Source organism: Pseudomonas campi (assembly GCF_013200955.2).
Taxonomy (GTDB): domain Bacteria; phylum Pseudomonadota; class Gammaproteobacteria; order Pseudomonadales; family Pseudomonadaceae; genus Aquipseudomonas; species Aquipseudomonas campi.
Window position 1 is genome coordinate 2,715,527 of record NZ_CP053697.2, and the last position, 14,337, is coordinate 2,729,863.

At 63.8% G+C, this 14,337-nt stretch carries 12 protein-coding genes; 2 read left to right on the plus strand and 10 right to left on the minus strand.

The genetic code is table 11. The annotated features are described in order from the left end of the window. Positions 1 to 394 precede the first annotated feature (394 nt). Positions 395 to 3,022 carry a winged helix-turn-helix domain-containing protein gene (locus HNE05_RS12635; protein ID WP_173207742.1) on the minus strand — a complete coding sequence of 876 codons (2,628 nt, stop codon included), beginning with the start codon at positions 3,020 to 3,022 and terminating at the stop codon, positions 395 to 397. 449 nt (positions 3,023 to 3,471) lie between these two features. Between HNE05_RS12635 and HNE05_RS12640 the strand changes: the two genes are divergently transcribed. Beyond that, entirely contained in the window at positions 3,472 to 4,059 is a 588-nt protein-coding gene (locus HNE05_RS12640; RefSeq protein ID WP_173207745.1) for a type II secretion system protein N, read from the plus strand. Further along, positions 4,056 to 6,011, plus strand: coding sequence for a type II secretion system secretin GspD (gene gspD, locus HNE05_RS12645; protein WP_173207748.1), 1,956 nt, complete (start codon positions 4,056 to 4,058; stop codon positions 6,009 to 6,011). The genes HNE05_RS12640 and gspD overlap by 4 nt, the downstream gene beginning before the upstream one ends. 65 nt (positions 6,012 to 6,076) lie before the next feature. Here gspD and HNE05_RS12650 read toward each other — a convergent pair whose 3' ends face one another. From HNE05_RS12650 to truA, 9 genes are all read right to left on the minus strand, one after another. Continuing rightward, entirely contained in the window at positions 6,077 to 6,322 is a 246-nt protein-coding gene (locus tag HNE05_RS12650) for a GlsB/YeaQ/YmgE family stress response membrane protein (protein WP_173207751.1), read from the minus strand. A gap of 110 nt (positions 6,323 to 6,432) precedes the next feature. Beyond that, complete coding sequence (locus tag HNE05_RS12655) at positions 6,433 to 7,644, minus strand: O-succinylhomoserine sulfhydrylase (protein WP_173207754.1); 1,212 nt, start codon at positions 7,642 to 7,644, stop codon at positions 6,433 to 6,435. A 16-nt stretch (positions 7,645 to 7,660) separates the two neighbouring features. Then, positions 7,661 to 9,166: an amidophosphoribosyltransferase gene (gene purF, locus HNE05_RS12660; RefSeq protein ID WP_173207757.1), complete on the minus strand. Its 1,506-nt coding sequence runs from the start codon at positions 9,164 to 9,166 to the stop codon at positions 7,661 to 7,663. Positions 9,167 to 9,201: 35 nt separating this feature from the next. Then, positions 9,202 to 9,765, minus strand: a complete 564-nt coding sequence (locus tag HNE05_RS12665) for a CvpA family protein (protein ID WP_173207760.1) — start codon at positions 9,763 to 9,765, stop codon at positions 9,202 to 9,204. Between the two features lie 139 nt (positions 9,766 to 9,904). Then, entirely contained in the window at positions 9,905 to 10,471 is a 567-nt protein-coding gene (locus HNE05_RS12670; RefSeq protein ID WP_173207763.1) for an SPOR domain-containing protein, read from the minus strand. Further along, a complete protein-coding gene (folC, locus tag HNE05_RS12675) occupies positions 10,455 to 11,756 on the minus strand; it encodes a bifunctional tetrahydrofolate synthase/dihydrofolate synthase (RefSeq protein ID WP_173207766.1) in 1,302 nt (433 codons plus the stop codon). The genes HNE05_RS12670 and folC overlap by 17 nt, the downstream gene beginning before the upstream one ends. Further along, the gene (gene accD / locus HNE05_RS12680; RefSeq protein WP_173207769.1) at positions 11,753 to 12,643 is read right to left on the minus strand and encodes an acetyl-CoA carboxylase, carboxyltransferase subunit beta; all 891 of its coding nucleotides are present in this window, start codon (positions 12,641 to 12,643) and stop codon (positions 11,753 to 11,755) included. Before accD ends, folC begins: the two co-directional genes overlap by 4 nt. Before the next feature lie 139 nt (positions 12,644 to 12,782). After that, positions 12,783 to 13,403 (minus strand): phosphoribosylanthranilate isomerase, encoded by a 621-nt coding sequence (locus HNE05_RS12685; protein ID WP_173207772.1) that lies wholly within the window; start codon positions 13,401 to 13,403, stop codon positions 12,783 to 12,785. A 67-nt stretch (positions 13,404 to 13,470) separates the two neighbouring features. Then, positions 13,471 to 14,337 (minus strand): tRNA pseudouridine(38-40) synthase TruA, encoded by an 867-nt coding sequence (gene truA / locus HNE05_RS12690; protein WP_173207776.1) that lies wholly within the window; start codon positions 14,335 to 14,337, stop codon positions 13,471 to 13,473.

The window sequence follows — 14,337 nt, forward strand, 5'->3', positions numbered from 1 at the left end:
GGAGAGTAGGGATTTGCGCCGCCCCCTCCCCCCCTCCGTGGGAGGGGAAAGCGGCGATTCGCTTGCCGTTGGTCGCGGTGATCAGAACCTGTTTACGATCTTTTGGACTAGAGCCAGACAAGGCACTACGACCAACGGGAGTAACAGCCACCGGCTGGCCCGAAGGGTGAGCGCCAGCGAATCAAACAGCCGAGAGACGAGCGCAGCGAAGTAACGGCCAACGGCTGGCCCGTAGGGCGAGCGAAGCGAGTCAAGCGGAGTTTACGAGCTGTAAATGAGCATGACTCGTTGCACTCGCCCTTCGGGTCGCGCTGAAGCGCGTTAGCCGCAAGCGGCTTTCTGAGGCTGCTTTTAACGCGGTATGGCTGACGGCCAGGAGATCGTAAACAGGTTCTCAGCTGCGCGGGTGCTGGCTGAGAATGGCTTCGGTACGGCTGGAGAGGTTCAGCTTCGAGTAGATGTTCTTCAGGTGCCACTTGGTGGTGGACAGGGCGATGCCCATGCGCGCGCTGATTTCCGTGTTGGACAGGCCACTGAGCAGGCAGTCGAAGATCTCCACCTCCTTGCCGGTCAGCAGGCTGGCCAGATCCGGCGTGGGCGCGGGTGCGGTGCTCTCGGCCAGGAGGAATTCGGCATAGGTCTCGCGGTACTTTTCCGGCACGTCCAGCTGCCCCGACTGCAGCAGGCCGAGTACCGCTTCGGCGAAGCCAGGCGCCTCGTCGAACACCGAGCGGTTGATGTTGACGATGCCGTAGTGCTGCACCAGTTGCAGCAATGCGCGCAGCTGCTCGTCCTTGCTCAGTTGCGGCGCACTGAGCACCAGCAGGTTGGCTTCGACCACCAGGGTGCGCGCCTTCATCTCGCTGCGCCGCAATGACTCGGCCAGCACTTTGAGAATGCGACAGGCGCGCGGCTGGGCGCCACGCTGCACCAGCCAGTACACGGCGGCCAGGCCATAGCGTTCCCAGCATTCATCGTAGGGCTGCGCCCGCTCCCACTCCCCCGCCGCCAGCCGCTCTTCGATGCCCAGCCGCTGGGCCAGGGCATCCAGGGCCGCCGGACGACCGCCGAGGAAGGCCTGGCGCATGCTCTCCTGCGCCACCTGGCTGGCGAAACGGGCGTAGTTGCCCAGCTGCAGGATGCGCGACAGCTGCTCCAGCAGGCGCCCGGCGCGGCCGTCGGACTGGCGCCGATAGAGCAGGCGCGACAGGGTGATGTGCACGGTGGCGATGGTCTCGGTGGCCGAAGACGAGCTGACCACGGCCATCAGGTCCTCGCACAGCTGCTGGGCCGCGGCCAGCTGGTTCTGCTCATACAGTGCCACCACCATGGCCGTGGCCCGGTTGACCCAGGCCGGCGAGGAGCGTTCGGTGCGCTGGTAGTCGTGGTAGACGTCCTTGCGCGCACTGGTGGCGCGGCAGGCGTTGCGGTTGCACAGGGCGATGATCAGGTCGGCATAGCTTTCCAGAAAGCTCTGCCCGGTCTGTTCCAGCAGCGCCTTGGCCTCCAGCGCCATGCTGATGGCCTGCTGCAGCCTAGCGTTGAGCAGGTGGTGATAGGACAGGATGGTCAGCGCCAGCGCACGGATATCCGGCGGCACGCCCGCAGCCAGCAGGTCGGACCAGCGTTCGCCGGGGGTGAAACCGAGATCGAACTGGAACAGTTCCAGATTGAGCGCCAGCAGCTGGCGGGTCAGCACATCCACCGTCGGCTCGCGACTGGCGCGCGCACCCAGCTCGTCCAAGCAGTAGCGCGCCTGGTGGAAGCGCCGCGACAGGGTCAGCGCGTAGACCATCGGCACCAGCAGGCGCGGGCTGGCGAACAGTTCGCTTTCGCTGAGCGGCTCCAGCCACTTGAGCACCTCGGCAAAATGCCCGGAGCGCACCCACTGTTCGCAGGCCTCCTCCAGCATGCAGCGGAACAGTTCCGCATCATTGCTACGCTGGGCATGCTGCAGGGCCTGTTCGAAGTCGCCACGCTGCTGGAAGCAGTGCGCGGCACGGCAGTTAAGCGCACCGATGCGGTGCGGCTGCTCGACCGCCAGGCGCGCGGCCAGGAAGTCATGCAGCAAGGCATGGTAGCGATACCAGCCCGGCTGATTGTCCACCGGCAGCATGAACAGCTCGCGCACGGCGATATCTTCCAGCAACAGCGCCGAGCCACTGCGCTCCAGCACGTGATCACACAGGTCGCCATCGAAGCGCTCGAAGATCGCGCTGCACAGGAAGAAGTCGCGCAGGTGCGGCGACAGGCGCTTGAGCACCACATGGCCGAAATAGTCGACGATCTCCGGCTGGCTGCCGTTGAAGCGCTCGAGGGCGATGGTGCCGAAGCGGGCATAGGCCAGCAGCGCCACCTTGACCCCGGCGACCCAGCCCTCGGTCATGGCCATCAGGCTGTCGACGTAGGTCTGGCTGAGGCTGGGCCCGCCGAGGTGGGCATTGAGTTGCTGGATTTGCGCCGCCGTCATGCGCAGGTCGTGCTGATCGATGCACAGCAGCTTGTTTTCCAGCTTCAGCCGGCTGAGGGAAAACCCCGGATGGTTGCGACTGGAGAGGATCACCCGGGTATCGCCGGAGAGCCGTTCGAGCATCGCCGAAAGCACGTCGAGAATGGTCGGCTGGCTGATGTGCTGGAAGTCGTCGAGGACGATGTACAAGCCGCCGGCAATCCGCTCCAGGGCATCGGCCAGGTATTCACCGACCACCTCGGGCGCCTGGTGCATCTCGGCGGCGAAGGGGTTGAACCAGGAGATGTCGAAGTCTTCAACTTGGCCGCGGATGGTCTCCGCCAGGCGGCGGAAGAAACGCACGGGATCATTGTCGCGCGCCTGCAGCGGGTAGTAGACCACCGTGCGCCGGGTATCCCCGGCCTGCCAGTGGGCCAGCAGGGTCGATTTGCCCGAACCCGCAGGGGCCAGTAGCAGCGTCAGGGGGAAATGCTCGCAGTGGCTGAGCAGCTCCAGCAGTTCCTCCCGGGCAAATCCAGGAGGAATGGCGGAGGAAGGCTTGCGGTCTTCCATGGCAGTGTCCCGTCAGGCTTATTTTTATTGTTGAACGGAAAGCGCTTGGCGGCCGATGATAACGGCCGGGTGTCGGGAAAATCCGAAGCAGATCACGCTTCCGGCAGCAAAACTACCTGGTCGCCGATTGACGCAGCAGTACCATTTATCGTTTCCGCCCGCGCGGATCGCAGAAAATGCCCGGCGCCGACCTTTTTCACAGCACTGTCAGGGATTTCTGACTGAATCCCTGAGTGCATGACAGAGCGCGCACAGCCCGAACAGTTGCGGTATGGTTGGCGCTGCTCCGCGCATGACGGAGTAGGCAGGCGCAGCGCGAATGCGCCGCCTGGCTGCAAAGAATAAGAAAATCATTGGGGGATGATGCATTGAGCGCAACAGGCACCCGCCTTGCTGGCTGGCTGCAACGCCATGGTGTGAGCGGCCTTTGCCTGCTTATGGTGGCCGGCATGAGCCTGAGCCTCTCCTGGCAGATCGTCGACCTGCGGCGTCTGCTGCATAGCCCTGCGCCAGCGGCCGACAGCCAACCCGCTGCCAACCAGAGCCAACCGCTTGCGGTAGAACCCCTGCGGGGCCTGTTCGGTACGCCGGTACAGCAGAATGGCGATCAACCGGCGCCACCTACCAACCTGCAGCTGACCCTGCTGGGCAGCTTCGTCAACCCGGACAGCAAACGCTCAACGGCAATTATCCTGGTGGCCGGCGGCAAACCCCGGCGCCTGACCGTCGGCGATGAAATCAATAGCGGCGTGCGCCTGCAGGCCGTGCACCAGGACCATGTGGTGCTAAGCCGCAACGGCCGCGAGGAAAGCCTGCACTTCCCTCGCCTGCGCACGGCGACAACTACAGCACCCACCTACAGCGAACAGTACGATCCGCAGTACGACTCTGCGGAACCGACCGCCGAACAGCTTGAGCACCTGCAGAGCGAAGACGTTCAGCAGTTGCAAGAGCGCATGGAAGTTCTCCGTCAACAAATGGAAGGCGATGGCACCACGCCGCCGACCGAAGCGCCAGAAGCCGAAATCAGCCAATGACCCACTTCAGATCCGCCTCGCCGAAACACCTGCCTCTCGCCCTGCTCCTGGCCATGAGCTGCCTGGGCAATCCGCTGCCTGCCGCCCTGGCCAACCAGCCCGCCGGCATCACCAGCGAACAGGGTGAAACCTGGACGATCAACATGAAGGATGCGGACATCCGCGACTTCATCGAACAGGTGTCCAGCATCAGTGGCCAGACCTTCGTCGTCGACCCTCGCGTCAAGGGCCAGGTGACCGTGGTATCGCAGGCCCCGCTGGGCCTCAGCGAGGTCTATCAGCTGTTCCTTTCGGTGATGAGCACCCATGGTTTCTCGGTGGTCTCCCAGGGCGATCAGGCGCGTATCGTGCCGAATACCGAAGCCCGCGCCGATGGTTCCCTGACGGCGGTCAGCGCCGCGAACACCCTGGAAACCCGGGTGATCCAGGTGCAGCAGAACTCAGTGAACGAACTGATCCCGCTGATTCGCCCGCTGGTACCGCAGTATGGCCATCTGGCTGCAGTGGCCTCGGCCAATGCGCTGATCATCAGTGACCGGCCGGCCAACATCACCCGCATCGAGCAGGTGATCCGCCAGCTGGACCAGGCCAATCAGCAGGATTACACGGTCTATGACATGCGCCACGCCTGGGTGATGGATGCTGCCGAGGTGCTCAACAGCACCCTCAACCGCGGCCAGGCCAAAGGCACCGGCGGCGCCACCCAGGTAGTCGCCGACAGCCGCACCAATCGCCTGATCCTGCTCGGCCCACCGGATGCCCGGGCGAAGATGCTGGCCTTGGCCAAGTCCATCGACACACCCTCCTCGCGCTCGGCCAATACCCGCGTGATCCGCCTGCGCCACAACGACGCCAAGAGCATGGCGGAAACCCTCGGCGAGATCGGTGAAAGCCTCAAGTCAAGCGAAGCTGGCGGCGAAGCCGGCGCCGGCAAGCCCAAGCAGATGCTGATCCGCGCCGACGAGAGCCTCAACGCCCTGGTGATCCTCGCCGACCCGGATACCGTCACCATGCTCGAAGACATCGTCCGCCAGCTGGACGTGCCGCGCGCCCAGGTACTGGTCGAGGCCGCCATCGTCGAGATTTCCGGGGATATTCGCGATGCCCTGGGCGTGCAGTGGGCCGCCAAGGGCGGCGATGCCATCGGCGGGGTGAATTTCAACAACACCGGCTTTTCGATCGGCACCTTTATTGGCGCCCTGCAAGACCAGAAGATCCCCTCGCCGCTGCCCAGTGGCGCGATCATCGGCATCGGTAACAGCGACTTCGGCGCGCTGATTACCGCACTGTCGTCCAACAGTAAGAGCAACCTGCTGTCCACCCCGACGCTGCTGACTCTGGATAACCAGGAAGCGGAGATTCTGGTGGGCCAGAACGTGCCGTTCCAGACCGGCTCCTACACCACCTCGACCGACGGCGCGAGCAACCCCTTCACCACCATCGAGCGTCAGGACATCGGCGTGACGCTCAAGGTCACCCCGCACATCAACGAAGGCGCCACCCTGCGCCTGGAGATCGAACAGGAAATCTCCTCGCTGGTGCCAGCCCCGGCCAACGTCAACGTGTCCGATGTGATCACCAACAAGCGCTCGATCAAGAGCACCATCCTCGCCAGCGACGGCCAGGTCATCGTGCTCGGCGGGCTGATCCAGGACGACGTCACCCGCAGCGACTCCAAAGTGCCAATTCTGGGCGACATTCCGCTGCTGGGACGCCTGTTCCGCTCCACCGAAGACACCCACGTCAAACGCAACCTGATGGTCTTCCTGCGCCCTGCGGTAGTCCGTGATGCCAACGGCCTGGCCAGTCTGAGCAGCAAGAAGTACAGCGATATCCGCGTGCTCAGCCAGCCTATCGGCGACGAGCAGAGCCTGCTGCCAACCGACCCGCAGCGCCTGTTCGATCGCCAGGACAGCTACGAGTCGGCCATCGACCTGCGCCCCGAACAGTAAGCGCCCCGGGCGCCGTAACACGGCACATCCTTGCGCTGCCCATTACCTGGGCAGAGCAAGGCTGCTCAGACCTTCTTGATCAGGCCCACGATAAACAGCAATACCAGAGCGCCGATCACCGCCGTCACCAGCGAACCGATCAGGCCGCCGCCCGCCGAGACGCCCAGATAGCTGAACAGGTGGCCGCCGATCACCGCGCCGACGATACCGACCACCAGGTTGCCGATCAGGCCAAAGCCACCGCCGCGCAACAACTTGCCAGCGATCCAGCCGGCAATGGCGCCGATCAACAGAAAAAGTATGAGACTCATGGGTGCTCCTAGTCGGGGTTGCTCATCCCAAGACTAGACCACGACAGGCAGGAGGCATTCCCGGCGGCTTGCCCGCCGGGAACTAAGGTTCTCAGAACCTGTTTAGGATCTCAGAGGGCGGCGAGGCCGCGAGCCAGATCAGCTTTGAGATCGGCAAGATCTTCCAGGCCCACTGCGACCCGGACCAGGTTATCGCGAATCCCGGCGTTGGCCCGTTCCTGCGGCGACAGGCGGCCGTGGGAGGTGGTCGCCGGGTGGGCGATGGTGGTCTTGGTGTCGCCGAGGTTGGTGGTGATGGAGATTACCCGCGTGGCGTCGATGAAACGCCAGGCCGCCTCCTTGCCACCCTTCACCTCGAAACTGACCACCGCCCCGAAACCACTCTGCTGCCGTTTGGCCAGCTCGTGTTGCGGATGGCTGGGCAGGCCGGAGTAGTAGACGTGCTCGATGCCCGGCTGCTGCTCCAGCCATTCGGCCAGGTGCTGGGCGCTGGCACAGTGCGCCTGCATGCGCACGCGCAGGGTTTCCAGGCCCTTGAGGAACAGCCAGGCATTGAACGGGCTGAGGGTCGGCCCGGCGGTGCGCAGGAAACCGACCACGCCTTCCATCTGCGCCTTGCGCCCGGCCACCACACCGCCGAGGGCACGACCCTGGCCGTCGATGTACTTGGTCGCCGAATGCATGACGATGTCCGCACCCAGCTTCAGCGGTTGCTGCAGGGCCGGGGTGCAGAAGCAGTTGTCGACCACCAGCAGCGCACCACGGGCATGGGCGATTTCCGCCAGGGCTGAAATATCCACCAGTTCGGCCAGCGGGTTGGATGGCGACTCGACAAACAGCAGCTTGGTGTTGGCCTTGAACGCCGCTTCCCAGCCAGCCAGATCGGCCAGCGGCGGATAGTCCACCTGGATGCCGAAGCGCTTGAGGTACTTCTCGAACAGGCTGATGGTCGAGCCGAATACGCTGCGCGACACCAGCACATGGTCACCGGCGCTGCACAGGCTCATAACAATGGCCAGGATCGCCGACATGCCCGACGAGGTGGCCACCGCCTGTTCGGCGCCTTCCAGAGCGGCGATGCGTTCCTCGAAGGCGCGCACGGTCGGGTTGGTGTAGCGCGAATAGACATTGCCCGGCACTTCACCGGCAAAACGCGCAGCCGCATCGGCAGCGCTGCGGAACACGTAGCTGGAGGTGAGGAACATGGCCTCGCCATGCTCGCCTTCCGGCGTGCGGTGCTGCCCGGCGCGCACGGCCAGGGTGTCGAAGCCAACGCCTTCGAGGTCGCTGTCCAGCCGTCCTGCATCCCAATCCTGGCTCATCGGCGGCTCCTCGCTATCAGTCGTTGTGCAAATCGATAATGGCACTGACCGCTTCCGCGGTTGACTTGCTGGCGTCATTGCGCGCCTGCTCGATCTTGTTCAGGTAGACCTCATTGACGTCACCGGTGACGTACTGGCCATCGAACACCGCGCAGTCGAAGTGCTCGATCTTGACCTTGCCACCGCCGACCGCGTCGATCAGGTCCGGCAGGTCCTGGTAAATCAGCCAGTCGGCACCGATCAGCTCGGCCACCTCTTCGGTACTGCGGCCGTGGGCGATCAGCTCGTGCGGGCTGGGCATGTCGATGCCGTAGACGTTCGGGTAACGCACGGCCGGTGCGGCGGAGCAGAAATACACATTCTTCGCCCCGGCTTCGCGGGCCATCTGGATGATCTGCTTGCAGGTGGTGCCGCGCACGATGGAGTCGTCCACCAGCATCACGTTCTTGCCGCGGAACTCCAGCTCGATGGCGTTGAGCTTCTGGCGTACCGATTTCTTCCGCGCGGCCTGGCCGGGCATGATGAACGTGCGGCCGATATAGCGGTTCTTGACGAAGCCTTCGCGAAATTTAACGCCCAGGTGGTTGGCCAGCTCCAGCGCCGAGGTGCGGCTGGTGTCCGGAATCGGGATGACCACGTCGATGTCGTGATCCGGGCGCTCGCGCTGGATCTTCTCGGCCAGCTTCTCGCCCATGCGCAGGCGCGCCTTGTACACCGACACGCCATCCATCAGCGAGTCCGGGCGGGCCAGGTAGACGTGTTCGAAGATGCACGGCGACAGCTGCGGGTTGGCCGCGCACTGGCGGGTGTGCAGGTTGCCGTCTTCGGTGATGTACACCGCTTCGCCCGGCGCCAGGTCGCGGATCAGGGTGAAGCCGAGCACGTCGAGAGCGACGCTCTCGGAAGCGATCATGTACTCCACGCCTTCGTCGGTGTGGCGATGACCGAAGACGATCGGACGGATCGCATAGGGGTCACGGAAGCCGACGACACCGTAGCCGGTGATCATCGCCACCACCGCATAACCACCCTTGCACCGCGCATGCACGCCGGCAACGGCGGCAAACACGTCTTCCTCGGTCGGCTGCAGCTTGCCGCGCACCGCCAGCTCATGGGCGAACACGTTGAGCAGCACTTCCGAGTCGGAGTTGGTGTTGACGTGGCGCAGGTCGGATTCGTAGATCTCGCGCGACAGCTGCTCGACGTTGGTCAGGTTGCCGTTGTGCGCCAGGGTGATGCCGTAGGGCGAGTTGACGTAGAACGGCTGCGCCTCGGCCGAACTGGAGCTGCCCGCAGTCGGGTAGCGCACATGGCCGATGCCGACCTGGCCGACCAGGCGCTGCATGTGGCGCTGCTGGAACACGTCCCGTACCAGGCCGTTGTCCTTGCGCAGAAATAACCGGCCGCCATGGCTGGTCACGATACCGGCAGCGTCCTGGCCGCGATGCTGGAGGACGGTCAGCGCGTCATACAGCGACTGGTTGACGTTGGACTTACCGACAATACCGACAATGCCACACATGTGACGCAACCCCTACGTTGTGAATCAGGCTAGATCTACAGGCTTTCAGGCAGTTTAGGCTGCGAGAAAGCCTCTTTGAACGGCAGATCGGCCGGCGCGCTGATACCGCTCGCCAACCACTGACTGGACAGACCGAGAATCAGGTTTTTCGACCAGTCTGCCACCATCAGAAAATGTGGCAGCAGACTCGACTGCTGCCACCATTTGTCCTGTTGCACCGGCGCCAGGCTGACCAGCCCGACCAGCACCACCACCAGCAAGGCACCGCGCGCAGCGCCGAAGACCATGCCGAGAAAACGATCGGTGCCCGACAGGCCGGTGACCCGGATCAGTTCACCAATAAGAAAATTGACCAGCGCACCGACCAGCAGGGTGGCGATGAACAAAATGGCGCAGGCGGCGATGACCCGCATCGACGGGGTTTCGATGAATTCAGTGAGGTGCTGTGACAGGGCGCCGCCGAACATCCAGGCCACTACGCCTGCGATGATCCAGGTCAGCAGCGACAGCGCTTCCTTGAAGAAGCCGCGTTTCAGGCTGATCAGACTGGAAATGGCGATGACGGCGATAATCGCCCAATCGACCCAAGAGAATGCCACGATGCTGCCTACAGACGGGAAAGGCGGCGGATTTTAACAGAGCCAGCCCCGCCGGGTAAGCCGGGGCTGCTATATGGTCGCGATAGGGATTTGCCCCTTCTCGCCACTGCCGTGAACGAAACGGCAACAGACCCTAAGATCAGCCGTTTTCCGGCTGGAAGCGCACCACGAAGCCATTGAGCTTCTGCTGGCGGTTCAACTGGTCGCGCAGGCGATCGGCTTCGGCGCGCTCGACCAGGGGACCCACGAACACCCGATTCATGCCTTCGAAGGTGCGCACATAGGCGTTGTAGCCCTGGCTGCGCAGCTTTTTCTGCAGCTCTTCGGCGCCACTGCGACTGGACAGACTGGCCAACTGCACCGACCAACTGACCGGCAGGCTGCTGGCATCCAGACGCTCGGGCTTGCTCGGTTCGACTGCCGCTGGAGTAGCCACCGCAGGCTCAGTCGGCGCTTCGGCAACTTCCGGAACCTCCAGTGGCTCAACCGGCGGCACCTGCTCGGGGGCGATCGGCTGGGGAACCTCGACCGGGTCCAGGGCAACCTCGGGCATGGCAGGCGCCTGCGGCATGGCAGGCGCATCAACTACCACCTGGCGCAGCTCATCCTCACGGGAAAACAGCATCGGCAGAAAGATCACCGCCAGCGCAACCAACACCAAGGCGCCGACAATCCGCTGCTTCAACCCTTTATCCAGCACTGCCATTCCCCGCCTCCGCCTGTTGCCCCAGCCATTCCAGGGCCTCGGCCACACAATAGAAAGAACCGAACACGAGGATTTCATCCTCGGCGGTCGCCTGTCGACATTGTGTCAACAATGCCTCGGCAATGCTGTCACAGGCAAGCACGTTGGCACCGAGATTGCGCAAAGCCGCCTGCAACTCACCGACAGGACGGCTGCGCGGACTCAGCAAAGACGCCACCGCCCAGCCCTGTACTTCGCCCAGCAGGGGCGTCAGCACACCAGTCAGATCCTTGTCCTGCAGCAGACCGAAAACCGCCAGACGCCGCCCCACCGGCGGCCGCGCCGCCAGGCGGGTAGCCAGGTAATCGGCTGCATGCGGGTTATGCCCGACATCCAGCAGCAGTTGCAGGGTCTTGCCTTGCCACTGCAGCTGGCGGCGATCCAGGCGCCCGGTCACTCGCGTAGCCAGCAGAGCCGCCTGCATCGCACGCGACTGCCAAGGCAGATCCAGCAAGGCGTAGGCCTGCAGAGCCAGGGCAGCATTTTCCAGGGGCAGATCGAGCAATGGCAGGTCGTGCAGTTCCAGCACGCTACCGGCGGCATTCAGCCCCCACCAGTGCCAGTTCTGCTCGGTAACGGCGAGGTCATAGTCGCGACCGCGCAGGAAGAACGGGCAATCGAGCCTGGCTACCTGATCCAGCAGCGGCTGTGGCGGATCGAGATCACCACACAGCGCCGGATGGCCCTGACGGAAGATGCCCGCCTTCTCGAAGGCCACCGACTCGCGAGTGTCGCCCAGCCAGTCGGCATGGTCGATACCAATACTGGTCACCAGCGCGATATCCGCATCGATCAGATTGACCGCATCCAGGCGCCCGCCCAGGCCGACTTCCAGCACCACGGCATCGAGACCGGCGCGCTCGAACAGCCAGAAGGCTGCCAGGGTGCCCATCTCGAAGTAGGTCAGGGAAACTTCGCCACGCGCCGCTTCTACTGCGGCAAAAGCCATGCACAAGGACGCATCGTCGGCCTGCACATCATCGATCAGCACGCGCTCGTTGTAGCGCAGCAGGTGGGGCGAGCTGTAGACCCCGACCTTGAGCCCCTGCCCGCGTAGCAGGGCAGCCAGGAAGGCGCAGGTGGAACCCTTGCCATTGGTGCCGGTGACCGTGATCACCCGCGGCGCGGGCTTACCCAGGCCGAGCCGCTCGGCGACCTGACGGCTGCGCTCCAGGCCCATGTCGATGGCACTGGGGTGCAACTGCTCCAGATAGGCGAGCCAGTCGGCAAGGGTACGTTCACTCATGCCGTGGCCGGAACCTGAGCAAGGGCAGGTGCTGGCAGATGCTGCAGCTGCGCCAGCAGGCGGGCCAGGCGCGGACGCAGTTCCTGACGATGGATGATCATGTCGATGGCGCCATGCTCAAGCAGGAACTCGCTGCGCTGGAAGCCTTCCGGCAGCTTCTCGCGCACGGTCTGCTCGATCACCCGCGGGCCGGCGAAGCCGATCAATGCGCGCGGCTCGGCGACGATCACGTCACCGAGCATGGCCAGGCTGGCGGAAACGCCGCCGTAAACCGGGTCAGTCAGGACGGAAATGAAGGGAATGCCCTCTTCGCGCAGGCGCGCCAGTACGGCGGAAGTCTTGGCCATCTGCATCAGGGAGATCAGCGCCTCCTGCATGCGCGCCCCGCCGGAAGCGGCGAAGCACACCAGCGGGCAGCGTTTTTCCAGGGCCACGTTGGCGGCACGCACGAAGCGCTCACCGACAATGGCCCCCATGGAGCCACCCATAAAGCTGAACTCGAAGGCGCAAGTGACGATCGGCATGCCCAGCAAAGTGCCGCTCATGGAGATCAGTGCATCCTTCTCACCGGTATCCTTCTGCGCAGCAGCCAGGCGGTCCTTGTACTTCTTGCTGTCACGGAATTTCAGGCGATCCACCGGCTCCAGCTCGGCGCCGATTTCCTCGCGCCCTTCCGGGTCGAGGAAGATGTCCAGGCGGCTGCGCGCATCGATGCGCATGTGGTGGTTGCACTTGGGGCAGACATCTTCGGTCTTTTCCAGCTCGGGGCGATACAGGACGGCGTCGCAGGACGGGCACTTGTGCCACAACCCTTCCGGCACCGAGCTCTTCTTGACCTCGGAACGCATGATCGAAGGGATCAGCTTTTCTCTCAACCAGTTGCTCATGCTCACTCTCCGTAGCTGACCCGGTGCGACGCTACGCGCCGGTAAACTCATACTCACGGCCCATGCAGCCCAGCCAAACTGGCCTGCCTGGACGACTCAAAGACTGCTTATGGACGGCAGGCGCTGCAAGCCCGTCACATCAAGCGCCACGTGCCGCACGAATAAAAGCCCGAACCTTGTCGGCATCCTTGATGCCCTTCGCCGACTCCACGCCACCACTAATATCCACCGCATAAGGGCGTACCCGAGCAATGGCCGCCGCGACGTTATCCGGGGTCAGCCCGCCGGCCAGGATCACCGGCTTGGGAAGTTCAGCCGGCACCAGTGACCAGTCGAAGGCCAAACCGGTACCACCGGGGACACCCTCGACGAAGGTGTCCAGCAGAACGCCAGAAGCACTGGGGTATTGCGCCATCTGCGCGGCAATATCATCACCAGCCTTGACCCGCAGCGCCTTGATATAGGGACGACCGTAGCCCTCGCACTGCTCAACCGATTCATCGCCATGGAACTGCAAGAGATCCAGTGGCACCTGAGCCAGGATCTGCTGCAGCTCGGCCCGCGGCATGTCCACGAACAAGCCAACCGTGGTCACGAACGGCGGCAACGCCGCAATGATCTGTTGCGCCTGCGCCACGCTGACCGCGCGCGGACTCCTGGCGTAGAACACCAGGCCTATGGCATCGGCACCCGCGGCGGCGGCGGCAAGCGCATCCTCAACACGGGTAATACCGCAAATCTTGCTGCGAACGGCTGACAAGTACTGGCACCTTGTAGGCAAAAAACGATGATAACAAAACTGCCGGCGTCTTTTCGCCGCCGGTAGCCTAGCGCCCCGCCATCACATCCGGCAGCCCGGAGAGGAAATGCGGCCCCAGGTAACGCTGCGGCAAGTCGAACTCTGCCGGGTATTCCACCTGCACCAGGTACAAGCCATAGGGATGCGCAGTGACCCCACCGGTACGCCGCACCCGGCTTTCCAGCACCTCCCCCACCCACTCCACCGGCCGCTCGCCGGCGCCGATGGTCATCAGCACCCCGGCGAAGTTACGCACCATGTGATGCAGGAAGGCATTAGCACGAATATCCAGCACGATGAAACGCCCGTGCTCGAGCAGCTCCAGATGGTGCACGGTCTTGATCGGCGACTTGGCCTGACACTGGCGCGCGCGGAAGGCGCTGAAGTCATGGGTACCCACCAGATAGCGGGCCGCCGCACGCATACGCTCGATATCCAGCGGCCGGTGATTCCAGGTGACCTCCTCAGCCATGTGCGCCGGACGGATCTGATCGTTGTAGATCACGTAGCGATAGCGCCGGGCCATGGCACTGAAGCGTGCATCGAACTCACGTGGCATGGCCTTGGCCCAGGTCACGCTGATATCGGCCGGCAGGTTGAGGTTGGCGCCCATCGCCCAGGAGTGCATGGTGCGCTCGACATGGGTATCGAAGTGCACCACCTGGCCACTGGCATGCACCAGCGCGTCGGTACGCCCGGCACAGCTCAACGTGACCGGCGCACCACCGGCAACCTTGGACAACGCCTTTTCCAGGCTCTCCTGAATAGACGGAACGCCAGCCCGCTGGCGCTGGAAGCCACGATAACGCGAGCCCCGGTATTCGACGCCCAGGGCAATCCTGGAAACGCCAACGGCAGCCGAATCGGCTGCCGTTGATGGTATTGCTTCAGACAT

Coding starts and splice junctions, on each gene's coding strand:
- HNE05_RS12650 (WP_173207751.1), bottom strand. CDS start 6,322: ATGAGTCTCATACTTTTTCTGTTGATCGGCGCCATTGCCGGCTGGATC.
- HNE05_RS12635 (WP_173207742.1), bottom strand. CDS start 3,022: ATGGAAGACCGCAAGCCTTCCTCCGCCATTCCTCCTGGATTTGCCCGG.
- HNE05_RS12670 (WP_173207763.1), bottom strand. CDS start 10,471: ATGGCAGTGCTGGATAAAGGGTTGAAGCAGCGGATTGTCGGCGCCTTG.
- accD (WP_173207769.1), bottom strand. CDS start 12,643: ATGAGCAACTGGTTGAGAGAAAAGCTGATCCCTTCGATCATGCGTTCC.
- truA (WP_173207776.1), bottom strand. CDS start 14,337: ATGTCTGAAGCAATACCATCAACGGCAGCCGATTCGGCTGCCGTTGGC.
- HNE05_RS12655 (WP_173207754.1), bottom strand. CDS start 7,644: ATGAGCCAGGATTGGGATGCAGGACGGCTGGACAGCGACCTCGAAGGC.
- HNE05_RS12640 (WP_173207745.1), top strand. CDS start 3,472: ATGAGCCTGAGCCTCTCCTGGCAGATCGTCGACCTGCGGCGTCTGCTG.
- gspD (WP_173207748.1), top strand. CDS start 4,056: ATGACCCACTTCAGATCCGCCTCGCCGAAACACCTGCCTCTCGCCCTG.
- folC (WP_173207766.1), bottom strand. CDS start 11,756: ATGAGTGAACGTACCCTTGCCGACTGGCTCGCCTATCTGGAGCAGTTG.
- purF (WP_173207757.1), bottom strand. CDS start 9,166: ATGTGTGGCATTGTCGGTATTGTCGGTAAGTCCAACGTCAACCAGTCG.